The organism is Mycobacterium shimoidei, assembly GCF_900417275.1.
Taxonomy (GTDB): domain Bacteria; phylum Actinomycetota; class Actinomycetes; order Mycobacteriales; family Mycobacteriaceae; genus Mycobacterium; species Mycobacterium shimoidei.
Genome location: NZ_UEGW01000001.1, coordinates 450287 through 474885, shown reverse-complemented (window position 1 = coordinate 474885; position 24599 = coordinate 450287). Strand labels below are relative to the sequence as shown.

Genomic DNA, 24599 nt, shown 5'->3' with positions numbered 1-24599 from the left:
GTTAGACGGTGAGATTGAAATTCGGGTTGACACCGTAAAGGGCCAGCTCGGCCAGCAGGACCACGATCACCACCGACACCAGCGAGAAGCGCATCGATCGGCCGACCGCCTGGCCCACCCCGACCGGCCCGCCGCTGGCGGTGTACCCGTAGTAGCAGTGCGTGATCATCACGATCACCGCCATCACGACCACCTGAACCACCGACCACCCCACATCCTCGGGGCGCAAGAACGTGCGGAAGTAGTGCTCGTAGGTGCCGCTGGACTGGCCGTAGAACACCGTGGTGACGACCTGGCCGGAGGTGAACGCCATGTCGAGCGCCAGCGCGTACAGCGGCACGATCACCACCAGCCCTCCCAGGATGCGGGTGGACACCAAGAACGAAATCGATTTGATGCCCATGACTTCCAGCGCGTCGATCTCTTCGCTGATCCGCATGGAACCGAGCTGGGCGGTGGCACCGGCGCCGACCGTGGCGGCCAGCGCGACGCCGGCGACGATGGGCGCAGCGACGCGGGTGTTGGCCAGTGCGGCGAAGAAACCGGTGAACGCCTCGGCGCCGATGTTGCTCAGCGACGCAAAGCCTTGAATGGCGATCAGCGAGCCGCCGGACAGCGTCACCAACCCGATGATCCCGACGGTGCCGCCGACGACCGCCATCGCGCCGGTGCCCATGCCGATCTCGGCGATCAGCCGCAGCGTCTCCCTACGATAGCGGCGCAGCGCCCAGCCGATCTGCACGACGCTGGTCCGGGTGAACCGCGCGAAGGTACCCATCCTTTCCAGCGCTCGGCCCGTCGCGCCACCATAGCGGGAGAGGTTGGCGGCTGTCCTCGGGTAGCGCGCGCGCAGTACGGCCGAGGTCATGTCAACGTCCCGTCCCGAACCGCACGCCGATCGTGGTCAGGACTACGTTGACCGCCAACAGCGCGATCACGCACAACACCAGCGTTTCGTTGACCGCGGTGCCCACTCCTTTGGGTCCGCCCTTGGTGGTCAGCCCGCGGAAACAGCCGACCAGCCCGGCGATCAATCCGAAGGTGGCCGATTTCACCACCGAGATGACCACCTCGGGCAGGCCGGTGATCAGGGTGAGCGTGCTGACGTAGGCGCCGGCCGAAAGATGTTGGATGAAAACACCGAAGAGAAATCCACCGACCAGGCCGATGGTGATCACGGCGCCGTTGAGCAGGGTGGCGACGATCATCGCGGCGACGACCCGCGGCACGACCAGACGTTGGATGGGGTCGATGCCGAGCACCTCCATCGCGTCGATCTCTTCGCGGATGGTGCGCGCTCCGAGGTCGGCGCAGATAGCCGTCGCCCCGGCGCCGGCGACCACCAGCACCGTGACCAGCGGGCCGAGCTGGGTGACCGCGCCCAATGCCGCACCTGCCCCCGAGATATCGGCGGCGCCGAATTCGGCCAGCAAGATGTTGAGCGTGAACACGATCAGCACGGTCAGCGGAATTGCCACCGCCAGTGTGGGTAGCAACGAAACACTGGTGATGAACCAGCCCTGCTCGATGGCCTCGCGCCACTGAAAACGGGGTCGGAACAACGCTTTTCCAGTTAACACGCACATTCGATAAAAACCGCCGACCGCTTCGACACCCGGCTGGATCTGCTCGCGGACGTAAGTAGTGACCATGGTTTGGGTGGTCATCGCTTCGGACACACCATCATTGCTGGGCCCCAATCTTGTCGAGCACGGCAGTCACCGTCGCGTTCGCGTCTTCGATCAACTCGTGAGCGCGCTTGTGCGCCCCGGCGGAATCACCGGCGCAGATCGCGTCGGCCAGCTTGCGGTACAGGGTTGGCCGCTTGATGTCGGGCTTCATGGCTGCGGCCAGCGCGGGTAGCGCAGGTTCGTAAGCAACTCGAAATGCGTTGTACATCAAGCGAAATACGATGGAGTCGGCACCCTCGGCCACGTGATCCCAGAAGGTGAGCGCCTGGCGTTGCCACTCGGTCGGATCGACTTCGCTCTCCAATATGCGCACCGATTCGTCGAGCATCTCGGCCAACTCGGGCCCGTGCCGTTCGGCAGCCAGCTCGGCGACCTTGGGGCCGGTACGCAGCCGGGCCTCCAGAATGCTGTGGGCAACCGAGACGTCGAGCTTGCCGTCGCGAAACAGTAGCTGCGGCAACAGATCCAGACCGGCGGTCCGCCGGAAGTCCCTCACGGTGGTGACGCCACCTTGGCGCACCTCGACCAGCCCGGCTGCCGAAAGCCGTTTGAGCGCTTCGCGAACTGCGGGACGAGATACCCCGAGCATTTCGGCCAGTCGACGCTCGCTGGGCAGCGCCTCGCCAGGCTTGCGCTCCCCGCTGAGCACGTCCGCAGCGATCTGCTCGAAAACCTCCTCCGGAACCGATCGGCGGGTCACCGGCTGCAGCGCCATGGCGGTCAGTGTTGCAGGGACGTGGTAAGAGGTCAAGTGGCCAGACCAATTAGCCACGCGTGCAACGAGCGCGGTTCGGTTCGAAGAATTTCTACTCGGCCGCGCGGGTCGCCGGATGGACCGCGATGAGGCCTAATTGGTTGCGCCGCTTGCACATAGCCGCCAGCTCGGCGTAAGCCTTCTCGCCGAGGAGCTCGGTCAGCTCGGCGGCCATGCTCTGCCACACCTGCTGGGCGCCGACGTGGGCGGCGGGATCACCGGTGCAATACCAATGCAGGTCGGCACCGCCGGCGCCCCAGCCGCGACGGTCGTATTCGGTGATTGTGGTCTTGAGGATCTCGGTGCCGTCCGGGCGGGTCACCCATTCCTGGCTGCGGCGGATCGGCAGTTGCCAGCAGACGTCGGGCTTCATGGTCAGCGGATGCACGCCGAGCCGAAGGGCCGCGGTGTGCAGCGCGCAGCCGGGTCCCCGCTCGAAGCCGGGCCGGTTCAAAAAGATGCAGGCGCCCTTGTATTTGCGGGTGCGCCATGCGCGCTCGCCGTCGTGCTCGTCGCGCTCCAGATACCCCTTGCGGCCCAGCCCCTTCTCGCGGAACTGCCAGTCCTCGTCGGTCAGTTTGGACACGGCGTCGTCGAGGCGGGCGCGGTCGTCGGCGTCGCACAAAAACGCCCCGTGCGAACAACATCCGTCGTCGGGTCGTCCCTCCACCGTCCCCTGACAAGCCGGGGTGCCGAACACGCAGGTCCAGCGTGACAGCAGCCACGTCAGGTCGGCCGCGATCAGATGCTCCGGGTTGTCCGGGTCGTAGAACTCCACCCATTCACGTGCGAAGTCCAACTCGACTTCGTGCGGGTGCTCTGGTTGCGAGGAACTCACGGTTTCCAACGTAGCGCTCATCGGCTGAAACTCTCGCGAACACAAGCAGTAGGTTGTGTCCGTGCGATTAGGTGTGCTTGACGTGGGCAGCAACACGGTGCATCTGCTCGTCGTGGATGCGCACCGCGGCGGGCATCCCATGCCGATGAGTTCGACCAAGTCAACGCTGCGGCTTGCCGAGGCGACCGATAACTCGGGCAAGATCACCCGCCGCGGTGCCGACAAGCTGATTTCGACGATCGGCGAGTTCAGCAAGATCGCCGCCAGCTCGGGCTGCGAGGAGCTGATGGCGTTCGCCACCTCGGCGGTCCGCGATGCACCGAACTCCGATGACGTGCTGGCCCGGGTCCGCAAGGAAACCGGCGTCGAGCTGCAGGTGCTGCGCGGGGTCGACGAGTCGCGGCTGACCTTCCTGGCGGTGCGCCGGTGGTACGGCTGGAGCGCCGGGCGCATCATCAATCTCGACATTGGCGGCGGTTCGCTGGAGTTGTCCAACGGCGTCGACGAGGAACCGGAGGTGGCGCTGTCGCTGCCGCTGGGTGCGGGGCGTCTGACCCGTGAATGGCTGCCCGAAGACCCGCCCGGCCGTCGACGCGTCGGGATGCTGCGTGATTGGCTGGACTCCGAGCTCGCCGAAGCCAGCGCCACCCTCCTGGAAGCCGGCAGCCCCGATCTCGCCGTAGCAACGTCGAAAACGTTTCGCTCGCTGGCCCGGTTGACCGGTGCGGCGCCGTCGGCGGCGGGGCCTCGGGTGAAGCGAACACTCACCGCAAGTGGCCTCAGACAACTCATATCTTTCATCTCTAGGATGACCACGGCTGACCGTGCCGAACTGGAAGGAGTCAGTGCCGAGCGGGCACCGCAAATCGTGGCGGGGGCTTTGGTGGCGGAGGCGACGATGCGAGCACTGTCGATAGAAACGGTGGACATTTGCCCGTGGGCGCTGCGGGAAGGTCTCATCTTGCGCAAACTCGATAGCGAAGCTGACGGAACTGCCCTCGTGGAGACGTCTGTGCGGGATGCTAAAAGCCGGCAAGTTGATCGGACTGCAGTTGGCCGATCGAGAGGCAACGCACCATGACTGGACCGAATGACAGCCCGGGCAGCCGGCCGATCTCGGTGGCCGAGTTGCTGGCCAAGAATGGCACCCTCGGCGCGCCGCCACCGGCCGGGCGGCGGCGCCGTCGGCGCGGCAACACCGAGGCGGTGACCGTCGCCGAACTGACCGGTGAGATCCCCGTCGTCAGTGAGGACGCCGAGCACGACCAGACCCGCCGGCCCGGCCCGGGGTCGCATGCCCGCCGGGCCAACGGCGCGGCCCGCGCCGACGACAAAGTCGAGACCCCGTACTGGTCGGAGGCCGAGCCGCGCTGGCCCGAGTCGTCGCCGCCGCGTCCGCACGAATCGGCCCAGCCGCGCAGTCCCTATCCGCTGCCGCTGCGCAGGAGCGTCCGCGTCGACGAGGAGCGCCCTGGCGCCGCGGCTGCGCAGTCCGGGGCCGAGGGGATGAACCCCGATCCGCTCGAGGACTACGCCGGAATACCCGTCGACGTGATGGACACCGACGTGCGCGAAGCCGAACCGCCGGTCGAGGATTCCGCCTACGTGCGCTCGTATCTCGGCTCGACGAGCGCACAGTTACCGGGGGACACGTTGGTGTCCGACGACCTCGACGAGGACTACCTCGAGCTCGACGAAGCCACTGAAACCGAAGCAACCGCTGCAACCGCTAAAAGCGATGCAACCGCCGAAACCGATGTCGCCGACGTCGACGATGTCGAGGATGCCTACGCCTGGTCGGATCGCACCGAGACCATAGTGCATGGCGGTCTTATTGTGCTGCAGTCGATCCTGGCAGTCGCTTTCGGAGCCGGCCTGTTCATTGCCTTCGACCAGCTGTGGCGGTGGAACAACATCGTGGCGTTGGTGCTCTCGGTGTTGGTGATCCTCGGCCTGGTGGTCGGGGTGCGAGTGGTCCGCAGGACCGAGGACATCGGCAGCACGTTGATCGCGGTCGCGGTGGGGGCGCTGGTCACATTGGGGCCGCTGGCCTTGTTGCAATCCGGCTAGCTGGTCAGTGCGCCCAGCAATCAAGGTCGGTCTGTCGACGGCCTCGGTCTACCCGATGAGGACCGAGGCTGCTTTCGAGTATGCGGCCAAGCTGGGCTATGACGGCGTCGAGCTGATGGTGTGGGGCGAGTCGGTCAGCCAGGACATCGGCGCCGTCAAGAAGCTTTCCCGGCGTTACCGAATGCCGGTGCTCTCGGTGCATGCGCCGTGCCTGCTGATCTCCCAACGGGTGTGGGGCGCCAACCCGATCCCCAAACTGGAACGCAGCGTGCGGGCCGCGGAGACGCTTGGCGCCCAAACCGTCGTCGTGCATCCGCCGTTCCGTTGGCAGCGCCGCTACGCCGAGGGATTTTCCGAACAAGTCGCCGCGTTGGAGGAATCCAGCGAGGTGGTGGTGGCCGTGGAAAACATGTTCCCGTTCCGGGCGGACCGGTTCTTTCGGCAGTCGGTGGAGCGGATGCGTAAACGGGGCGGCGGGCCCGGGCCCGCAATCTCGGCCTTTTCGCCGTCCTACGATCCGCTGGACGGCGACCACGCGCACTACACGCTGGATTTGTCGCACACCGCGACGGCGGGCACCGACGCGCTGCAGATGGCCCGGCGGATGGGTTCGGGCCTGGCCCACCTGCACCTGTGCGACGGCAGCGGACTGCCGACCGACGAGCATCTGATGCCTGGTCGCGGCAACCAACCGGTGATCGAGGTGTGCCAGCTCTTAGCCGGCGGCGACTTCGCCGGCCATGTCGTGTTGGAGGTGTCGACATCAAACGCGCGGTCAGCCCACGAACGCGAGGCCATGCTGGCCGAGTCGTTGCAATTCGCCCGAAAGCACCTGCTGCGATGAGCACCCCGTTGTTCACCGAAGCGATGGCACTGCGCGATCGATACCGACGTCTTTGAGGGCGAGCTCGACAAGAACTGGACGATTGGGCCGAAGGTGCACGGCGGGGCGATGGTGGCATTGTGCGCCAACGCCGCTCGGACGGCCCACGGTGACGGCGTCGAACCGGTCGCGGTGTCGGCCAGCTTCTTGTGGGCGCCCGACCCCGGGCCGATGCGGCTGGTCACGTCGGTTCGCAAGCGCGGCAGGCGGATCAGCGTGGTCGACGTCGAACTGTGCCAGGGCGAACGTACCGCCGTGCACGCGGTCGTTACCCTCGGCGAGCCCGAACACCTGGTGCCGCCGCTGTTTTCGGCCAACCCGGTGGTGGACCTGATGGCGCCGGAACCGCCCGCCGACGTTGCGCCGATCGGCCCCGGCCACCCGATGTCCGGGCTGGTGCACCTGGCCGAGGGCTGCGACGTGCGGCCGGTGATCGAGACGCTGCAGCCCACCGACGGCCGGCCGCCGCTCATCCAGATGTGGGTGCGCCCGCGCGGGGTGGCGCCCGATGTGCTTTTCGCGTTGATGTGCGGGGACGTGTCGGCGCCGGTGACCTTCGGGGTGGGCCGCACCGGATGGGCGCCGACCGTGCAGCTCACCGCGTATCTTCGGGGCATCCCGGCCGATGGCTGGTTGCGGGTGATCTGTTCCTGCGCGCAGATCGGCCAGGACTGGTTCGACGAAGACCACACCGTCGTCGACGCCGACGGCCGCATCGTCGTGCAGTCCCGCCAGCTGGCCATGGTGCCGGCTCCGTAACCGTCGTCTGCCATGCTGTGCGGCATGGCCAGAATCGCGATCATCGGCGGCGGCAGCATGGGCGAAGCGCTGCTGTCGGGTCTGCTGCGGGCTGGGCGGCAGGTCAAGGACCTCGTGGTGGCCGAGCGGCTGCCCGAACGCGCCCGCTACCTTTCCGACACGTATTCGGTGCTGGTGACATCGGCGACCGAGGCGGCGGAGAACGCGACGTTCGTCATCCTCGCGGTGAAGCCCACCGATGTGGAGGCCGTCGTCGCCGAGATCGCCCGTGCGGCCGCCGAAGCCGACGACAGCCCCGAGCAGGTGTTCATCACTGTCGCTGCGGGTGTCACCACCGGTTACCTGGAATCGAAACTGCCGGCCGGGACGCCGGTGGTCCGGGTGATGCCGAACGCGCCGGCGCTGGTCGGCGCCGGCATCAGCGCCCTGGCACAGGGCCGCTTCGTCTCGCCCGAGCAGGTCAAGGAAGTGAAGGCGCTGTTCGGCTCCGTCGGAGACGTGCTGACGGTCTCCGAGTCGCAACTGGACGCGGTGACCGCGGTGTCCGGTTCGGGACCGGCGTACTACTTCCTGATGGTCGAGGCGATGGTGGACGCCGGGGTGACCGCCGGGCTCAGCCGCCCGGTGGCCACCGAACTGGTGGTGCAAACCATGGCCGGGTCGGCTGCGATGTTGCTCGATCGGATGCAGCAAGACCGGGCGGCGCGGGCCGGGGCAGCGGCCGACCCGGCACTGGACACCACGGCCGCGCAGCTGCGCGCCGCCGTGACGTCTCCGGGCGGTACGACCGCCGCTGCGCTGCGGGAACTCGAGCGCCGGGGTTTTAGAACCGCGGTCGACGAGGCGATTCAAGCCGCGAAAACCCGCTCCGAGCAGCTAAGAATCACATCGGAGTAATTCACAAATTTTTCATTGAATTCCCCACACCCGTCGCAGTAACCCCATTAGTACCGCTATTCTCCTTGTTTGTATGCGCATGTTGGGTGCCAGCGGAGGGGAAGCCGCTGGGACTGCATGTGCCTGACTGATTGGGTTGCGATGACGTCTATGAACGGGCCATCGGCACGAGATTCAGCTGGCAGTAAGTCGGCGCGCGACACCGGCTCCGCCGACGGCCAGCAGCCCAGGACACAATTCCTCACAGTGGCCGAAGTGGCGGCGCTGATGCGCGTCAGCAAGATGACGGTGTACCGCTTGGTGCACAACGGCGAATTGCCTGCGGTCCGTGTCGGGCGATCTTTCCGGGTGCACGCCAAGGCGGTGCACGACATGCTGGAGAGCTCCTACTTCGACGCCGGCTAGCCGACCCATTCGACGGATTGGCTTTTGCGCTCGGGTGATGTCTTGGCGCCCCGGATCCACCGCCGACGTTTTTCGTTGTGTGTGGCCGCCCAGGTAGAGTGACCGGGTTATCGCACGACCACACAGATAGCGGAGTTATGGGCTCAGTAATCAAGAAGCGGCGCAAAAGGATGTCGAAGAAGAAGCACCGCAAACTGCTTCGCCGCACTCGGGTGCAACGCAGAAAGCTCGGTAAGTAACTCCGCTGTACACACCCGAGCCGCGGCCGTGATTGCACGGTAACGCCGCGGTAGCGTCGGGCGGCTAGGCTATCAAGGTGGACTCGTCGGACGGTACCGGTAACGAGGGTGTGCGTTACCCCAAAGTCGTTCTGGTGACCGGGGCATGCCGGTTTTTGGGTGGGTATCTCACGGCCCGGCTTGCTCAGAACCCGTTGATCAACCGCGTCATCGCCGTCGACGCGATCGTGCCCAGCAAGGACATGCTGCGCCGGATGGGGCGCGCCGAATTCGTCCGCGCCGACATCCGCAACCCCTTTATCGCCAAGGTGATTCGAAACGGCGACGTCGACACCGTGGTACACGCGGCCGCGGCGTCGTTCGCGCCGCGATCCGGGGGCGGCGCGGCGCTCAAGGAGATCAACGTGATGGGCGCGATGCAATTGTTCGCGGCCTGCCAGAAGGCGCCGTCGGTTCGTCGCGTGGTGTTGAAGTCGACGTCGGAGGTCTACGGATCCAGTCCGCGCGACCCGGTGATGTTCACCGAAGACTGCACCAGCCGCCGCCCGCTGCGGGAGGGCTTCCCCAAGGACAGCCTCGACATCGAGGGTTATGCCCGAGGCCTGGCCCGGCGCCGGCCCGATGTTGCCGTGACCATCCTGCGGTTGGCCAACATGATCGGACCGGCGATGGACACCACGCTGTCGCGATACCTGGCCGGCCCGCTTGTCCCCACCATCTTGGGTCGCGATGCCCGGCTGCAGCTGCTGCACGAGCAGGACGCGCTGGGCGCGCTGGAGCGTGCCGCGATGGCCGGTAAGGCGGGCACGTTCAATATCGGCGCGAGCGGGATCATCATGCTGTCGCAGGCGATTCGGCGGGCGGGCCGGATCCCGCTGCCGGTACCGGGATTCGGGCTGTGGGTGCTCGATTCGCTGAGACGGGCCAATCGCTATACCGAAATCAACCGCGAACAACTCGAGTACCTCAGCTATGGCCGAGTAATGGACACCACCCGCATGCGCGAAGAACTCGGTTATCAGCCGAAATGGACGACGGCCGAAGCATTCGATGACTATGTTCGCGGCCGAAGCTTGACTCCCATTGTCCGGCCAGAGTTGGTAGTCTCGCTGGAGAACCGTGCCGTAGCCGCAGCGCAGCGTATAAGTGGCCGGAAACCAATTCCATGGGGTGGGGGTAGGTAGAAATCGTGGCGGCTGACAACAGAGCGAAAGTCATTCCCCTACATACGAATCCGAATCGCCCCGCTGCGCAGCGACGTGCCGGTCAACGCGCTCAGGCGTCGCGTCGGCATCCGTCACTGCTATCGGAGCCCACCGGCCGGGCATCGGCCGAGCAGATTGCCGCCGTTGTTCGTGAGATCGATCAGCGTCGTCGCGCGGCGAGCGCCAAACCGGAAGACGACGGATCCGCCAGTGACCTGGTGCGGTGGGTCAGCGCGGTCGCCGAATTCGTTCGTCAACGGATCACCGGCGACTACAACGTTGACGAGTTCGGCTTCGACCCGCATTTCAACGATGCCATCGTGCGGCCTTTGCTGAGGTTCTTCTTCAAGTCGTGGTTCCGGGTCGAGGTCAGCGGAGTCGAGCATCTGCCCGACACGGGCGCTGCACTGGTGGTGGCCAACCACGCCGGGGTGTTGCCGTTCGACGGGCTCATGGCCTCGGTGGCGGTTCACGACGAGCATCCGGCTCATCGAGACTTGCGGCTGCTGGCCGCCGACATGGTGTTCGACCTGCCGGTGATCGGCGAAACCGCCCGCAAGGCGGGCCACACCATGGCCTGCACCGCCGACGCGCACCGTCTGCTGGCCTCGGGCGAGCTCACCGCGGTGTTCCCGGAGGGATACAAGGGCCTGGGGAAGCGATTCAAAGACCGCTACAAGCTGCAGCGGTTCGGCCGCGGCGGATTCGTGTCCGCGGCGCTGCGCACCAAGGCGCCGATCGTGCCCTGCTCGATCGTGGGGTCCGAGGAGATCTACCCGATGCTGGCCGACGTCAAGCTGCTGGCTCGGTTGTTGGGCGTGCCCTACTTCCCGATCACCCCGCTGTTCCCGCTCGCCGGCCCGGCCGGGATCATCCCGCTGCCGTCCAAATGGCACATCGCGTTCGGGGAGCCGATCCGCACCGACAGCTACGACGTCTCCGACGCCGAGGACCCGATGATCACCTTCGAGCTGACCGACCAGGTGCGCGAAACCATCCAGCAGACGCTGTATCGGTTGCTCGCCGGCCGTCGCAACGTGTTCTTCGGCTAGCTCGCGCTGTTACGGCTTGACCAAGGTGAACTGGCACACGTCGGTGTAGCCGTCCCGGAAAAGCTCGGCGCAGCCGGTCAGGTACTTCATGTAGCGCTGGTAAACCTCTTCGGACTGGATCGCAATGGCCTCGTCCTTGCGCGACTCCAGGGCGACCGCCCAGGTGTCCAGGGTGCGGGCGTAGTGCAACCTCAGCGGCTGTTTGTGGGTGAGCGTAAAGCCCGCCTTGGCCGCGTGCCTTTCGACCGCCGACGCCTGGGGAAGATCCCCGCCGGGAAAGATCTCGTCCATGATGAACTTGAAGAACCGCAAATGCCGCATGGTTAGCGGTAACCCGCGCTCGGCAAACTCGTCGTCCTCCGGCTTGACGATGGTGTGCAGCATCATCACTCCACCGGCCGGCAGCGCCTCGTAGGCCATCTTGAAGAACCCGTCGTAGCGGTCACGGCCGAAATGCTCGAACGCCCCGATCGACACGATCCGGTCCACCGGCTCGTGGAATTGCTCCCAGCCTTCGAGCCGCACTTGTTTGGAGCGTGGGCTGTCCAACGCCTCGAGTGCCTTCTGCACATGCGCGGCCTGGTTTTTCGACAACGTCAGCCCGATTACGTTGACGTCGTAGCGCTCGACCGCCCGGCACAACGTGGCGCCCCAACCGCAACCGATGTCGAGCAGGGTCATGCCGGGCTGCAGGCCCAGCTTGCCCAACGACAGATCGATCTTGGCCAGCTGCGCTTCCTCCAACGTCATGTCGTCACGCTCGAAATACGCGCAGCTGTAGGTCTGCGACGGGTCGAGGAACAGCCGATAGAAGTCGTCAGACAAGTCGTAGTGGGACTGGACGTCGCCGAAATGCGGTGTGAGATCGCCGCTCACTGGTCGGTTGCCCCCTGGTTGGTAGCGGCTGCCACTGCGGCCCCGCCACGGATGGATGCAATGGCGGCGATCGTCGCGGCGGCGTCGGCATCCGGATTGGACGATTCCCCCAGCATAGTGACGATGCTGGTGATCACCGGCTTTTCGTCGGCGTCGGTGACCTCGCTGCGGATCTCGGCGATCACCGTGCCGTGTGACTCGATGACCGAGTCCAGATAGGTGTCGAAGTACAGCCGGTCGCCGACGACGATCGGCCGGTGGTAGATGAACTTCTGGTCGCGGTGCAACACCCGCGCGAGGTTGATCGGGATGTCGAACCTGGTGAAGACGTCCAGTTGGACGCGCCGGCCCGCCACCGCCAGAAAGGTCAGCGACGCCACCAGGCCGGTGTAGCCGGCCTCGGCGGCGGCGGCCTCGTCGTAGTGCGCGGGGTGATCGTCTTTGACGGAGCGGGCGAACTCACGGATCTTCTCCCGCCCGACTTCGAAGTAGTCGGGGTACCGGTAATGCGTTCCGATGAGGTCTTGGGCGCCTTCGGGCACTGCCATGCGCTGTTCTCCGCTCCTATGGATGCTCAGCGGCGCAGCTTATCAGCGAGATTGCCGTCAAGAGCGCCACGCTTACGTGTCAACCGCGCTCGCGGCGACGCGACACCGTCGCGGCCAGCGCGCCGCCGGCCGCCCCCAGCGCCAGCGCTGAGGGCACCCCGATCCGGGCGGCCTTACGCGCGGTGCGAAAGTCGCGGATCTCCCAGCCCCGTTCGCGGGCCAGGGCGCGCAGCCGGGCGTCGGGGTTGATCGCGACCGCGGTGCCGACCAGCGACAGCATCGGCACGTCGTTGTAGCTGTCGGAATAGGCGGTGCAGCGTTTGAGCTTGAGGCCTTCCCGGATGGCCAGCGAGCGCACCGCGTGGGCTTTGGCGGTGCCGTGCAACAGGTCGCCGACCAGCCGGCCGGTGAAGACCCCGTCGACCGATTCGGCCACCGTTCCCAGCGCACCGGTCAAGCCGAGCCGGCGCGCGATGGTCACCGCGAGCTCGTAGGGCGTCGCGGTGACCAGCCACACCTGCTGGCCGGCGTCGAGGTGCATCTGCGCCAATTCGCGGGTGCCGGGCCAGATTTTGTCGGCGATGATCTCGTCGTAAATCTCCTCACCGAGGCCCATCAACTCGGCTGTGGGCCGGCCCTCGATGAACGCCAGCGCTTTACGCCGGCCTACCGCGACGTCGTTGCTGTTCTCCCGGCCGATGAGCTGAAACTTGGCCTGCGCGTAGATGAATCCCAGCACATCCCGGTAGGTGAAGTATTTGCGGGCGGCCAACCCACGGCCGAAGTGCAGCAGCGACGAACCCTGCACCATGGTGTTGTCCACATCGAAGAACGCGGCCGCGGTCAAGTCGACGGGCGGCCGTTCGGGAGCCTGGTCCGGGGCGGGCCGGTCGTCGAGCGCGCGTTCGGCGCTGGCGTTGGAGGCCAGCTTCTCGAGGTCGGCGCGGCCGGAGCTCTCCGACGCCATCGTCGACCTCCTTTCGTAGAGCTTTTCACGAGTAGCCACTGTCACTTCAACACTATCCGCCCACCCTGCAGACTGGGTGTGTGAGCGAAAGCCGCCGCCGAGTGCAGTTGCTGACCCGCGCCGGGTGCAGCATCTGCGAGCGCGCCTACGCCCAACTGGCCGGGCTGGCCGCCGAATTGGGTTTCGACCTGTCGGCCACCGACGTCGACGCCGCTGCGGCGGCCGGTGAGCCTCGGCTGCGGGCCGAGTTCGGCGATCGGCTGCCGGTGGTGCTGCTCGACGGCCGCGAGCACAGCTACTGGGAGGTCGACGAGCCCCGCCTGCGCGCCGACCTCGGCGCCGGTTGAGACGGCAGCCGGAATTTGGTGGGCTACCCTCGAACGACTACCGTAAATGTCAGTTCGTTCACTGGTGAAAGCAAGGGAGCAGGCCAGGTGATTCAGCCGTGAGCGTCCTGCTCTTCGGTGTCTCGCACCGCAGCGCACCGGTCTCCATTCTCGAGCAACTGTCCAGCGACGATGCGGACCAGATCAAGATCGTCGACCAGGTGCTGCAGTCACCGCTGGTGACCGAGGCCATGATGCTGTCCACCTGCAATCGCGTCGAGGTCTACGCCGTGGTCGACGCCTTCCACGGCGGTCTGTCGGTGATCGGGCAGGCGCTGTCTGACCATTCCGGAATGTCACTGGGCGACCTCACCAAATACGCCTACGTCCGCTACAGCGAAGCCGCCGTCGAGCATCTGTTCGCGGTGGCCAGCGGCCTGGATTCGGCGGTGATCGGCGAACAGCAGGTGCTCGGCCAGGTGCGCCGCGCCTACGCCACCGCCGAGGCCAACCGCACCGTCGGCCGGGTGCTGCACGAGCTGGCGCAGCGCGCGCTGGCGGTGGGCAAACGGGTTCATTCGGAGACCTCGATCGACGCGGCCGGTGCGTCGGTGGTGTCGGTGGCGCTCGGCATGGCTGACAGCCGGCTGCACGGCCTCAGCGACAAGACCGCCGCGGTGGTCGGAGCCGGCGCGATGGGCGCGCTGGCGGCGGCCCATCTGGCCAGGGCCGGTGTCGAGCAGGTCCACGTCATCAACCGGTCGCTGCCGCGCGCGCAGCGGCTGGCCCGCAAGGTCCGAGAAAAGGGCGCCCGCGCCGAGGCGTACGGGCTCGATCAGCTGGCCGGCGCGCTGACCGGCGTCGACATCCTGGTCAGCTGCACGGGCGCGGTGCGCCCGGTGGTTTCGCTGGCTGATGTGCATCACGCCCTGGCCGCCGCCCGCCGCGACGAAACCACTCAGCCCCTGGTGATCTGCGATCTGGGCATGCCGCGTGACGTCGACCCGACGGTGGCCGGACTGCCCGGCGTCTGGGTCGTCGACATGGAACGTGTGCAGCGCGAGCCCTCCGCGCGCGCGGCGGCCGCCGACGCCGACGCCGCGCGCCACATCGTCGCCGCCGAAGTGGCCAGCTACCTGGCCGGCCAGCGGATGTCCGAAGTCACCCCGACGGTGACCGCGCTGCGCCAGCGCGCCGCCGAGGTGGTAGAGGCCGAGCTGCTGCGGCTGGACAACCGATTGCCCGGCCTTGACACCGCTCAGCGCGACGAGGTGGCCCGCACCGTGCGCCGAGTGGTCGACAAGCTGCTGCACGCCCCCACTGTGCGGATCAAACAGTTGGCCAGCGCGCCCGGTGGGGACAGCTACGCCGAGGCGCTGCGTGAGCTGTTCGAACTCGACCAGACCGCGGTGGACGCCGTCGCCACTGCAGGCGAATTGCCTACGGTCACAAGCACTTCCGACGGTTCTGAGTAGCCGCTTGGTCGACGTGATCCGGATAGGGACCCGCGGTAGCCTACTGGCCACCACCCAGGCCGGCGGCGTCCGCGACCGCCTGATCGCCAACGGGCACGCCGCCGAGCTGGTCACCATCAGCACCGAGGGCGACCGATCGACCGAACCCATCGCCACCATCGGCGTCGGGGTATTCACCGCGGCGTTGCGGGAAGCAATCGAAGACGGCCGCGTCGACGCCGCGGTGCATTCGCACAAAGATTTGCCGACTGCCGACGATCCGCGGTTCACCGTGGCGGCGATACCGCCCCGTGAGGACCCGCGCGACGCCGTGGTGGCCCGCGACGGGCTGGTGTTGGCGGAGTTGCCGCCCGGCTCGGTGGTGGGCACCTCGTCCCCGCGGCGGGCCGCACAGCTTAGAGCATTGGGTCTCGGTTTGGAAATCCGCCCCCTACGAGGCAACCTAGATACCAGGTTGAACAGGGTAAGCAGCGGTGATCTCGACGCGATCGTGGTGGCCAGGGCCGGTTTGGCCCGGCTGGGCCGCCTCGACGACGTCACCGAGACGCTCGAGCCGGTGCAGATGTTGCCGGCGCCGGCTCAGGGTGCGCTCGCCGTGGAGTGCCGCGCTGAGGACCGGAGGTTGGCGGCACTGTTGGCAGCGCTCGACGACGCCGATACTCGCGCTTCCGTCACCGCGGAGCGTGCCCTGCTCGGCGAACTGGAGGCGGGTTGCTCCGCACCGGTGGGCGCGATCGCCGAGGTGGTCGAGTCCATCGATGAGGACGGCCGCGTCTTCGAGGAGCTGTCGCTGCGCGGTTGCGTGGCGGCGCTGGACGGATCCGACGTGATCCGCGCGTCCGGCATCGGCAGTCCGGGTCGGGCACGAGAGCTGGGGCTCTCCGTGGCCGCGGAGCTGTTCGAGTTGGGCGCACGGGAACTCATGTCGGGCGCGCGGTAGAACTCGCGCGCGAAATGAGTGGGAGTAGCAGATGACGACACGAGGGCGAAAGCCGAAGCCGGGCCGCATCATGTTCGTGGGCTCCGGCCCCGGAGACCCGGGCCTGCTCACGACACGCGCCGCGACCGTGCTGGCGAACGCGCCCCTGGTGTTCACTGACCCCGATGTGCCCGAGCCGGTACTGGCCTTGATCGGCACCGGCCTGCCACCGGTGTCCGGTCCGGCCGAAGCAGCGCCCCAGAGCGCAACCGAGGCGCCCGAGGGCGCGGCTGACGACGCCCCCGCCGCGGTGGTGTCGGCGGGTCCCGACATCCGGCCCGCCCTGGGCGAGCCGGCCGAGGTCGCCAAAACGCTGACGGCCGAGGCGCGTTCAGGACATGACGTTGTGCGGTTGGTGGCCGGTGATCCGCTGTCGGTGGACGCCGTCATCACCGAGGTGAACGCGGTGGCGCGCAGCCACCTGCAATTCGAGGTCGTGCCCGGCCTGGCCCCCACCTCGGCGGTACCGACGTACGCCGGGCTGCCGCTGGGCTCCTCGCACACGGTCGCCGACGTGCGCTCCGATGTGGACTGGGCGGCGCTGGCCGCCGCGCCCGGGCCGTTGATCCTGCAGGCCACCGCGTCGCATGTGGCCGACGCCGCGCGCACGCTGATCGAATACGGGCTGACCGAGACGACGCCGTGCGTGGTGACCGGCTCCGGGACCACCTGCGCGCAGCGCTCGGTCGAGTCCACGCTCAGCACGCTGGCCGAAGGCGCCCCGCTGGGCGCGAGCGATCCCGCCGGCCCGTTGACCGGCCCGGTGGTGGTGACCATCGGAAAGACAGTGGCCAACCGGGGCAAGCTGAATTGGTGGGAGAGCCGGGCGCTGTACGGCTGGACCGTGCTGGTGCCGCGGACCAAGGACCAGGCCGGCGAGATGAGCGAACGGCTGACCGCGCACGGCGCGCTGCCGGTCGAGGTGCCGACCATCGCCGTCGAGCCGCCGCGCAGCCCCGCCCAAATGGAGCGCGCGGTCAAGGGTTTGGTCGACGGCCGCTTCCAGTGGGTGGTGTTCACGTCCACCAACGCGGTGCGCGCAGTGTGGGAGAAGTTCGGCGAGTTCGGTCTGGACGCCCGCGCGTTCTCCGGCGTGAAGATCGCCTGCGTCGGCGAGGCGACGGCCGACCGGGTCCGCGCGTTCGGCGTCAGCCCGGAGCTGGTGCCGTCCGGCGAACAGTCCTCGCTGGGTCTGCTCGACGAATTCCCGCCCTACGACAGCGTTTTCGACCCGGTCAACCGGGTGCTGTTGCCGCGGGCGGACATTGCCACCGAGACCCTGGCCGAGGGACTGCGCGAGCGGGGCTGGGAGATCGAGGACGTCACCGCATACCGGACGGTGCGGGCCGCGCCGCCTCCCGCGGAAACCCGGGAGATGATCAAGACCGGTGGGTTCGACGCGGTGTGCTTCACGTCGTCGTCGACGGTGCGCAACCTGGTCGGCATCGCCGGCAAGCCGCACGCCCGCACCATCGTGGCCTGCATCGGGCCCAAGACCGCCGAGACGGCAGCCGAGTTCGGCCTGCGCGTCGACGTGCAACCCGAGACCGCCGCGATGGGCCCGCTGATCGAGGCGCTGGCCGAGCACGCCGCCCGGCTACGAGCCGAGGGCGCGCTGCCACCGCCGCGTAAGAAGAGCCGCAGGCGCTAGCCGTGGCGATCGTAAGCGCGGCGAAGCCGGGCGCAGCGGGCCGCCACCATAGGACGCGGCCGGGCGCAGCGGGTCGTCACGGGAGGCAGTAATGCCCTACCCCCGGCAGCGCCCGCGTCGGCTCCGCTCAAGCCCGGCGATGCGCCGCCTGGTCGCCCAAACATCGGTCGAGCCACGGCATTTGGTGTTGCCGATGTTCGTCGCCGACGGCATCGACGAGCCACGACCGATCGCCTCGATGCCCGGTGTCGTCCAGCACACCCGCGATTCGCTGCGCAGCGCGGCCGCCGACGCGGTGGCGGCCGGGGTGGGCGGGCTGATGCTGTTCGGGGTGCCTCGCGAGCAAGACAAAGACGCCGTCGGGTCGGCCGGCACCGACCCCGAGGGCATCCTCAACCTGGCGCTACGTGATCTGGCCAAAGACCTCGGCGAGGCTACCGTGCTGATGGCCGACACCTGCCTCGACGAGTTCACCGACCACGGGCATTGCGGGGTCCTCGACGCTCGCGGCCGGGTCGACAACGACGCTACCCTGGCCAGATATGTGGAAATGGCTGTGGCGCAAGCAGATTCCGGCGCCCACGTGGTGGGGCCGAGCGGGATGATGGATGGGCAGGTCGCCGCGATCCGGGACGGGCTGGACGCCGCCGGGCACACCGACGTGGTGATCATGGCCTATGCCGCCAAGTTCGCGTCGGCGTTCTACGGGCCGTTCCGGGAGGCGGTGAGCTCCAGCCTGTCCGGTGACCGCCGCACCTATCAGCAGGAGCCGGGCAACGCCCGCGAGGCGCAGCGTGAGGTGCAGCTGGATCTCGACGAGGGGGCCGACATCGTGCTGGTCAAACCGGCGATGGGCTACCTGGACATCGTCTCGGCCGCGGCGTCGATATCTCCCGTACCGGTTGGCGCCTACCAGGTGTCGGGGGAGTACGCGATGATCTCCGCAGCCGCGGCCAACGGCTGGATCGACCGTCGCGCCGCGGTGCTGGAGTCGCTGACCGGCATCCGCCGCGCCGGTGCTGACATCGTGCTGACCTACTGGGCCGCCGAGGCGGCGGGCTGGCTGTCATGAGCGGCCCGGCGAATTGGCCGGGTTACCCGCCCGGGCCGCCGGGACCGCCGGTACCGCCGGTGCCTCCGGGCTTACCGGCACCGCCAACGCCGCCCACCCGGCCGGTGGACGTCGATACCGGCTTCTGGTTGTGGTTGGCGGCCGTGCCGCTGATGGTGACCGGCTACGCGGTTGACCTGGTCGCCTCGCCGCGCCATCACGCATCGGGGTTGGTCTACGTCGCCTCCGGGCTGTTCGCGCTGGTGGTGTGCGCCATGGTCGTGACGTTTTTGATCCTGATGCGCGCCGGATATCGCTGGGCGCGCACGGTGTTGACCGGCGGCGGCGTGGCCGCCATCGTCTACGTCGGTACCCGGCTGTTCCGCGCGGACTGGCCGCCGCTGGCCGCGGTGATCTGTGCGGTCACCGGCATCGTCGGCTGCGTGCTGATCGCCGGCGGCATGTATCTACTGCACCGTCCCGACGCCCACGCCTACTTCACCAGGTAGCCGATTAGGCTGATCCACGGCCATGTGTCGCCGGGCGAGATCAGAGATGGAAGTGCAGTGACCACAGACACGGACACCAAACAGGCTCCGTTGTTCCGCGAGGTAGGCGCCAGCTGGTACTGGGTGCTGACCGGTCCACTGTCGGCGGCGGCGATGCTGCTGATCGAGCATTCCGGCGGCTACGGGTGGCAGCCGTTGGTCCCGGGATTCTTCCTGGTGATCGTTTCCGCGTTCGTCGCCTTGCAGGTGAAGGCCGCGCGCATCCACACCTCGGTCGAATTGACCCCCCAGACGCTGCGCCAGGGCACCGAGACCATCAAAGTGGCCGACATCGTGCGGGTCTATCCCGAAGCCGATAATCCGCTGGCCACCGAGAAGGAGCTGGAGCGCTGGCAGTCGGCGCGCGCACTCGGTGAGCTGACCGGGGTGCCCAAAGGACGGGTGGGCATCGGACTGCGGCTCACCGGCGGCCGTCACGCGCAGGCCTGGGCCCGGCGTCACCGGCTGCTGCGGGCGGCGCTGACCCCGTTGGTCGAGGAACGCGTCGAGACTGTCCCCGAACCGGAAGTCGACGACGATGACGACGCCGGGTCGCGCTGGTGAGGCCGGGTCGTCGGGCGATCATCGAACTCCTATCGGCCTGCGCGGCCGCCGCGGCCGGTGTGCTGGCCGCCGCACAGGTACGGTCCGTTGAATTCATCGAGCCGGTGCTCGACGGCCAGCCTGTCACCACGTCCGTGGCGTACGACCCGCCGATGCTGCTGCTGACCCTGCTGTTGGCGGCGGCTACCGGCGTGCTGGTGGTGGTCGGGCTGGCCGATCTGCGGCGGAGCCGATACAGCCGGTAACCCGGTCAGGACGTCATCCAGGCCAGCTCGGCCGGCAGCTGCGCACGCCAAAACGCCACGTCGTGTTCGCCGGGCGGGAAGCCCCCCGCCGGCGGTGTCTGCAGCTGGGCGACGAATTGGCGGGTGGCCGGGTAGAAACGGTCACCGGTGCCGCAGTCCACTCGCAGCGGAATCGACGACAGCGCCGACAGGCCGAACACGGAGTTCTGCACCCAGTCGTCGAAGCTGTCGAAGGCGCCGGCCGCACTGCCCGCGTACGACGTATACAGGGCCGGGCTCACCGCGCAGATCCCGGCGGTGCGTTGCGGGCCCAGCCGGGCGCCCAGCAACATCGCCCCGTACCCGCCCATCGACCAGCCCATGAAACCCACCCGCGAGGTGTCCAGCCCCATGGTGGACAGCAGCGGCAGCAGCTCGTCCAGCACCATCGCGCCGGAGTCCTCGCCGTTGGCCCGCCGATGCCAGTAGCTGTTCCCGCCGTCGACGCTGACCACGGCGAACGGCGCCCGGCCGGCCCTGACCACCTCGGCGAGGCCCTCCTCGACGCCGAGGCCCATCACACCGGCCGCGTCGCTGTCCTTGCCGTGCAGCGCGATCACCGGCCGCAGCATCCCGGTCTGGCCGGGTGGCCGGGCGATGATCCAGTTCGTCTCGATGCCGCCGCGGGCCGCCGAGATGAACGAGCCGGACACCCGGGTCGGAAACGCGCTGCCGCCGGCCACCGGCTCGATTGGTGTTGGGGTTGCCGGGCTTTCGGACGGATCCAGCAAGCCGCTCAGCGCCCACACACCCGTCGCGCCAAGCGTCGCACCGGCACCCAGACGCAGCAGGGCACGACGAGACAGCTCAAGCATGAGCGACATCATGCCGCGTGGACCGGCGCTCCCCGGCGACGCAATCGAATCGATGACAAGTTGAGACCAACCGGCCCGGGGGAGCCGGGCCAGCTAGCCGCCGATGCCGTGAGCCTCCAGAAAGTCGTCCGGAATCGATGCGGTCAACCGGCCGACGAACGCGTAATAGAACAGCTGCGTACCCTCCATCGACAGCCGGTGGCGATACAACTCGAGGTGGTAGATATCGAGATACTTCGAAAAGATGAGGGCGCGTATCAGCCGGGAGAATCCGGTCTGCTCATCCGGGTTCAAAAATGAATGCTTGATATTGAACGCCAACCAGCCATGAGTCTTGATGAGCTTCATCGCGTTGAAAAACGCCCGCGGTGGAATATCGCCGAATCCCAGCGCCGCGACGCAGGTCAGGCAGTCGAAACTCCACTCGGCGAGTTCATCGTGCAGTTGCGGGTCCGGATCCGCCAGGTCCGCGATGTAGTAGGCGTCGTAGACGGTGGGCCGGTCCCGGTAGGCGGCATCGCGCGCCTCCGGCACGATATCCACACCGACCAATCGGGCTATTCCCTCACGCTTTAACTCATCACCCATCATCCCGTTGCCGGCGCCCAGATCGAGCACCCGCAACTCTGTCAGCGGCTCGCGCTCGGTGCGCAACGCGCGTTGCAGGAGTTCCATGACCTTGCCTGGTGAATTGCAGCGCAGCCGTCCGTAGAAAAGCTCCTCGTACAGGCCCGGGCGCTTGTAGATCTCCGCGTAATCGTGAAACCGCAGCTCGCGTGACTCGCCATTCTCGATCAGCTTGAATAAGACCTCGTCTTGGGCAAGTCGTTCTGAATTGGCGGGTGGAAATTGAATTCGGTATATCTGCGAAGTCACTAAGCAACTTTAACACTCGCCGTAACCGTTTCGTTATCGGGGGTCTGCGTGATATCGCCGCCGTGGGGCGCGGGCGCCCCTGACCGAGGGCTTGGTACAAAGGCCAGAATATGTAACACTGTTCCGCATGACGGAGCTCGCTCGGCAGCCCGAGACCGCCCCCGAGACCGCCGAGGCCCTGCCGCTGGGTCCGCGATCGCTGGTGTGGCGCTACTTCGGCGACAACCGCATGTTCTTGGTCGGCCCACGGCCCGCGGTGCTGCAGAACATGCTCGCCGAGCTCGGGCAGGGCGTCTTGGATCACTCGGTGTTCTTTTCCGACACCGCCGCGCGGGTCAAGCGTTCGCTGCCGCCCATCTTCATGACTGTCTACGGTTCTGACGACGACAATCCGGGCCAACAGGTGCGCGACTTCCACCACGAGATCAAGGGCACGATGCCCACCGGCGAGCGCTACCACGCGCTGGATCCGCAGACCTATTACTGGGCACACGCCACCTTCGTCGACCAGGTGCTCTACTTCGCCGACACCTTCGTCAAGCGACTCACCGACGAGGAGAAGCGGCAGATTTACCTCGAGTCGAAGACCTGGTATCGCCGCTACGGAGTCAGTGATCGCTTCATGCCGGCCGATTACGCCGAGTTCCAACGCTATTGGTCCGAGATGCTCGACAACGTGGTGGTGGCGCACAAGACCGCCAAATACGGCGTCGGATATGTCACCAAGGGCTTTCCATGCCCCAAGGGCGTGCCGCCGCTGGTATGGCGGATGATTTCGCCGCTGTTCAACCCGGTGGCGGCGTTTTTGACCACCGGCGGGCTGCCGCCACAGGCCCGCAGCCTGCTCAACCTGCCGTGGAGTGCGCGCCAGGAGCGCCGTTATCAGCGCTTCGCCGCCATCTGCCGTTCGGCGCCGGTCAACTGGCTGTGGGATCATCTACCGATACGGTTGCGCTACAACAGGTTTGCTCGTGCCGGCTTCGCCCGCTGAGGGCTCCGTCGATCCGGCCACGCGCGCCATCCTCGACGCCGCGGTCGTCGAGTTCGAGCAGCACGGCTTTCGCCGGGTCGCGCTCGACGACGTTGCCCGACGCGCCCGGGTCAGCCGCACCACCATCTACCGACGGTTCGCCGGGCGCGACGAGCTGGTGGCCGCCGTCATCGACCGGGAGAACGCGGCGCTGTTCGCCGACATCGCCGACGAACTGAAAAGCCGCCGGCCGCAGTCGAATTACTATGTCGAGGCGTTTGTGTTGTCGATCATGCGGTTTCGCCGGCATCGCGTGCTTACCCGGATGATCGCCGAAGAGCCCGGCTTGACGCTCGAGTTGGCGAACGAGCATTGGGGTGCCGCGGTCGAGCGGACGGCGGCCGCGCTGCGGGTGATCTTCCCCGATGGGTTCGCCGAGCGCATCGGGTCAGCCGCCGTCGACGAGCTGGCCGAGACCATCTTGCGTTACGCGGCAATGGTATTGCTGCTGCCGAGCCGCCGCCCGCTGCGCACCGCCGACGACCTGCGAGCGTTCGCCACCGAACACTTTTTGCCCAGTCTTCCCGCCGCGCTGCGCACTGTGCCGGTCTGAGAGCCCTAACGCGCCGCGCCGCGCCAGCGCAAAGCTTCCAACGCCACGGCAACATGTACGCTACTCTCCTTGAGCGGCTTCGGCAGCAGCTCGTCAGCGCGGGCAAGCCTGCGCAACAACGTATTCCGATGTGTGAACAGGCTCGCAGCCGCCCGCGAGGCGTTGCACTGCTCGTGGATAAAGGTGAGAACCGTTCGCTGCAGTTCGGCGTCCGCCGACTCGAACTCACCGAGGGTGTGTTTGATGAAGCGGTCCGCCCGTTCGGGATCGGCGGTGACCAGCGCGATCAGCTCAACATCGGTGAAGCCGACAACTCGCTGGGTCGAGCCGAGCCGCACCACCGTGCGTTGAGTGGTGATCGCGTCGAAATGGCTGCGCCGGAAGCCATCGATTCCCGCCGCCGTGGGGCCGACGGCGATTCGCACGCCGGGCAGTTGACTGATCGCTGCGGCAACACCGGTCAGATCCGGGCCGTCGGCGCCGGGCACCCACACCCATCGGGTGGCGGCACCCGCCAGCACCGAAAGCGATCGGCGCCCATCGGCGTTGTGCGCCAACGCATCCGCGGCACGGTCTAAGTCGGACGAAGTCGTGGTCGATTCGTCCCCCCAGATCACCGCCGCGGTGTGGCTCTGGCCAAGGCGATAACCGAGGCGGTTCTCGGCGTGCTGCGGTGTGATGGGTGCACCGTCGAGGATGAGCGCGACAGTTTCCCGTTGTTCAGCGTGCGTTCCGCGGGTGAGCTCATCGCGTTCGAGCCGCATCTGGTGGTAGATGCCGGCGATCGTGGCGTCGATGAACGACCCGATCGAGGCCGCCGAGACATCAAGCAGCTCACGCAATTCGTCGGGATCAGAAGTCAGCGCGAACGCAATCTGCATCCAGGCCCGCCACGCCACGTTTTGCCCGACCCGGTATGCGTCCACCGCCGTCGACTCGTCCAGGCCGCGCCGAACCAGGTGCCGCGCGATGGTGAGCGACTCCGGCCCGAGATTGGGCGGTACGGGCTCACCGGGGTGGCTGATGTTGGCGGCCGCCCAGTGCAGCCGATTCGATCGATTGCTGCGCCGGACCGCCTCGGCGAGCACCGGATCGCTGGCAATGGCGCGCATGTACTCCGGCGTCAGGGTCGCCTTGTTTATCCGATCGAGTCGGTCCTCGGGGCTGTCGATGATCATCCTGGCGCCCAGTTGCATCAGCTCGCACACCCGCTTCGACGGCTGATCCCAGTCCATCCGCGGAGCGTAACCGGCACAGGTGCAC

General features: G+C 67.2%; 28 protein-coding genes and 1 pseudogene. 19 read left to right on the top strand and 10 right to left on the bottom strand.

All coding sequences use genetic code 11. The annotated features are described in order from the left end of the window. Window position 1: 1 nt before the first annotated feature. The 4 genes from MSP7336_RS02420 to MSP7336_RS02405 form a co-directional block, all read right to left on the bottom strand. Window positions 2-868: an MlaE family ABC transporter permease gene (locus MSP7336_RS02420; protein ID WP_069397526.1), complete on the bottom strand. Its 867-nt coding sequence runs from the start codon at window positions 866-868 to the stop codon at window positions 2-4. Window position 869: 1 nt separating this feature from the next. Then, the gene (locus MSP7336_RS02415) at window positions 870-1667 is read right to left on the bottom strand and encodes an MlaE family ABC transporter permease (RefSeq protein ID WP_113964740.1); all 798 of its coding nucleotides are present in this window, start codon (window positions 1665-1667) and stop codon (window positions 870-872) included. A gap of 16 nt (window positions 1668-1683) precedes the next feature. Beyond that, window positions 1684-2406 (bottom strand): FadR/GntR family transcriptional regulator, encoded by a 723-nt coding sequence (locus tag MSP7336_RS02410; protein WP_069397525.1) that lies wholly within the window; start codon window positions 2404-2406, stop codon window positions 1684-1686. 91 nt (window positions 2407-2497) lie between these two features. Continuing rightward, window positions 2498-3304, bottom strand: coding sequence for a DUF3109 family protein (locus MSP7336_RS02405; RefSeq protein ID WP_372507676.1), 807 nt, complete (start codon window positions 3302-3304; stop codon window positions 2498-2500). Between the two features lie 40 nt (window positions 3305-3344). Between MSP7336_RS02405 and MSP7336_RS02400 the strand changes: the two genes are divergently transcribed. The 9 genes and pseudogenes from MSP7336_RS02400 to MSP7336_RS02360 all read left to right on the top strand — a co-directional run bounded on the left by MSP7336_RS02400 (window position 3345) and on the right by MSP7336_RS02360 (window position 10793). Further along, window positions 3345-4364: a Ppx/GppA family phosphatase gene (locus tag MSP7336_RS02400; RefSeq protein WP_069397570.1), complete on the top strand. Its 1020-nt coding sequence runs from the start codon at window positions 3345-3347 to the stop codon at window positions 4362-4364. Continuing rightward, window positions 4361-5353, top strand: coding sequence for a hypothetical protein (locus MSP7336_RS02395; RefSeq protein ID WP_069397524.1), 993 nt, complete (start codon window positions 4361-4363; stop codon window positions 5351-5353). The genes MSP7336_RS02400 and MSP7336_RS02395 overlap by 4 nt, the downstream gene beginning before the upstream one ends. A gap of 7 nt (window positions 5354-5360) precedes the next feature. Beyond that, a complete protein-coding gene (locus tag MSP7336_RS02390) occupies window positions 5361-6197 on the top strand; it encodes a sugar phosphate isomerase/epimerase family protein (protein WP_069397523.1) in 837 nt (278 codons plus the stop codon). Further along, window positions 6194-6995: pseudogene (locus MSP7336_RS02385) on the top strand (thioesterase family protein). The gene MSP7336_RS02390 and the pseudogene MSP7336_RS02385 overlap by 4 nt, the downstream one beginning before the upstream one ends. A 24-nt stretch (window positions 6996-7019) precedes the next feature. Next, window positions 7020-7892 (top strand): pyrroline-5-carboxylate reductase, encoded by an 873-nt coding sequence (gene proC, locus MSP7336_RS02380; protein ID WP_181786520.1) that lies wholly within the window; start codon window positions 7020-7022, stop codon window positions 7890-7892. Between the two features lie 141 nt (window positions 7893-8033). Next, window positions 8034-8297 carry a helix-turn-helix domain-containing protein gene (locus MSP7336_RS02375; RefSeq protein WP_069397520.1) on the top strand — a complete coding sequence of 88 codons (264 nt, stop codon included), beginning with the start codon at window positions 8034-8036 and terminating at the stop codon, window positions 8295-8297. A 137-nt stretch (window positions 8298-8434) separates the two neighbouring features. Then, window positions 8435-8536 carry a 30S ribosomal protein bS22 gene (locus MSP7336_RS02370; RefSeq protein WP_003402602.1) on the top strand — a complete coding sequence of 34 codons (102 nt, stop codon included), beginning with the start codon at window positions 8435-8437 and terminating at the stop codon, window positions 8534-8536. 77 nt (window positions 8537-8613) lie between these two features. Then, window positions 8614-9720 carry an SDR family oxidoreductase gene (locus tag MSP7336_RS02365; RefSeq protein WP_244917401.1) on the top strand — a complete coding sequence of 369 codons (1107 nt, stop codon included), beginning with the start codon at window positions 8614-8616 and terminating at the stop codon, window positions 9718-9720. 5 nt (window positions 9721-9725) lie between these two features. After that, window positions 9726-10793 (top strand): lysophospholipid acyltransferase family protein, encoded by a 1068-nt coding sequence (locus MSP7336_RS02360; protein WP_113962967.1) that lies wholly within the window; start codon window positions 9726-9728, stop codon window positions 10791-10793. Window positions 10794-10802: 9 nt separating this feature from the next. Here the strand turns inward: MSP7336_RS02360 and MSP7336_RS02355 are convergent, their stop codons facing one another. From MSP7336_RS02355 to MSP7336_RS02345, 3 genes are all read right to left on the bottom strand, one after another. Then, complete coding sequence (locus MSP7336_RS02355) at window positions 10803-11669, bottom strand: cyclopropane mycolic acid synthase family methyltransferase (RefSeq protein WP_113962966.1); 867 nt, start codon at window positions 11667-11669, stop codon at window positions 10803-10805. Further along, window positions 11666-12217, bottom strand: coding sequence for an FAS1-like dehydratase domain-containing protein (locus tag MSP7336_RS02350; protein ID WP_069396939.1), 552 nt, complete (start codon window positions 12215-12217; stop codon window positions 11666-11668). The genes MSP7336_RS02355 and MSP7336_RS02350 overlap by 4 nt, the downstream gene beginning before the upstream one ends. A 79-nt stretch (window positions 12218-12296) precedes the next feature. Further along, entirely contained in the window at window positions 12297-13184 is an 888-nt protein-coding gene (locus MSP7336_RS02345) for an HAD family hydrolase (RefSeq protein ID WP_069396938.1), read from the bottom strand. A gap of 80 nt (window positions 13185-13264) precedes the next feature. Between MSP7336_RS02345 and MSP7336_RS02340 the strand changes: the two genes are divergently transcribed. From MSP7336_RS02340 to MSP7336_RS02305, 8 genes are all read left to right on the top strand, one after another. Further along, window positions 13265-13531: a glutaredoxin family protein gene (locus MSP7336_RS02340; RefSeq protein WP_244917400.1), complete on the top strand. Its 267-nt coding sequence runs from the start codon at window positions 13265-13267 to the stop codon at window positions 13529-13531. Between the two features lie 98 nt (window positions 13532-13629). After that, complete coding sequence (locus MSP7336_RS02335) at window positions 13630-14985, top strand: glutamyl-tRNA reductase (protein ID WP_069396936.1); 1356 nt, start codon at window positions 13630-13632, stop codon at window positions 14983-14985. A gap of 13 nt (window positions 14986-14998) precedes the next feature. Next, window positions 14999-15925: a hydroxymethylbilane synthase gene (gene hemC, locus MSP7336_RS02330; protein WP_069396935.1), complete on the top strand. Its 927-nt coding sequence runs from the start codon at window positions 14999-15001 to the stop codon at window positions 15923-15925. Window positions 15926-15956: 31 nt separating this feature from the next. Then, entirely contained in the window at window positions 15957-17615 is a 1659-nt protein-coding gene (locus MSP7336_RS02325; protein WP_113962964.1) for a bifunctional uroporphyrinogen-III C-methyltransferase/uroporphyrinogen-III synthase, read from the top strand. 91 nt (window positions 17616-17706) lie between these two features. Beyond that, entirely contained in the window at window positions 17707-18687 is a 981-nt protein-coding gene (gene hemB, locus MSP7336_RS02320) for a porphobilinogen synthase (protein ID WP_113962963.1), read from the top strand. Next, window positions 18684-19175 (top strand): hypothetical protein, encoded by a 492-nt coding sequence (locus MSP7336_RS02315; RefSeq protein ID WP_232321067.1) that lies wholly within the window; start codon window positions 18684-18686, stop codon window positions 19173-19175. The genes hemB and MSP7336_RS02315 overlap by 4 nt, the downstream gene beginning before the upstream one ends. 57 nt (window positions 19176-19232) lie before the next feature. Beyond that, window positions 19233-19778, top strand: coding sequence for a DUF3093 domain-containing protein (locus MSP7336_RS02310; protein ID WP_069396932.1), 546 nt, complete (start codon window positions 19233-19235; stop codon window positions 19776-19778). Beyond that, the gene (locus MSP7336_RS02305) at window positions 19775-20023 is read left to right on the top strand and encodes a hypothetical protein (protein ID WP_181786518.1); all 249 of its coding nucleotides are present in this window, start codon (window positions 19775-19777) and stop codon (window positions 20021-20023) included. The genes MSP7336_RS02310 and MSP7336_RS02305 overlap by 4 nt, the downstream gene beginning before the upstream one ends. A gap of 5 nt (window positions 20024-20028) precedes the next feature. On the opposite strand, the gene MSP7336_RS02300 is transcribed toward MSP7336_RS02305, so the two are convergent. Both MSP7336_RS02300 and MSP7336_RS02295 read right to left on the bottom strand, forming a co-directional pair. Then, window positions 20029-20889 carry an alpha/beta hydrolase gene (locus tag MSP7336_RS02300; RefSeq protein WP_244917399.1) on the bottom strand — a complete coding sequence of 287 codons (861 nt, stop codon included), beginning with the start codon at window positions 20887-20889 and terminating at the stop codon, window positions 20029-20031. Between the two features lie 81 nt (window positions 20890-20970). Next, window positions 20971-21753, bottom strand: a complete 783-nt coding sequence (locus MSP7336_RS02295; RefSeq protein ID WP_113962961.1) for a class I SAM-dependent DNA methyltransferase — start codon at window positions 21751-21753, stop codon at window positions 20971-20973. Between the two features lie 127 nt (window positions 21754-21880). Here MSP7336_RS02295 and MSP7336_RS02290 point away from each other — a divergent pair, with 127 nt between their 5' ends. Beyond that, a complete protein-coding gene (locus tag MSP7336_RS02290) occupies window positions 21881-22744 on the top strand; it encodes an oxygenase MpaB family protein (protein ID WP_113962960.1) in 864 nt (287 codons plus the stop codon). Beyond that, window positions 22725-23336 carry a TetR/AcrR family transcriptional regulator gene (locus MSP7336_RS02285; protein ID WP_069396928.1) on the top strand — a complete coding sequence of 204 codons (612 nt, stop codon included), beginning with the start codon at window positions 22725-22727 and terminating at the stop codon, window positions 23334-23336. The genes MSP7336_RS02290 and MSP7336_RS02285 overlap by 20 nt, the downstream gene beginning before the upstream one ends. A 5-nt stretch (window positions 23337-23341) precedes the next feature. Here MSP7336_RS02285 and MSP7336_RS02280 read toward each other — a convergent pair whose 3' ends face one another. Then, the gene (locus tag MSP7336_RS02280; protein ID WP_113962959.1) at window positions 23342-24571 is read right to left on the bottom strand and encodes a helix-turn-helix domain-containing protein; all 1230 of its coding nucleotides are present in this window, start codon (window positions 24569-24571) and stop codon (window positions 23342-23344) included. Window positions 24572-24599 lie beyond the last annotated feature (28 nt).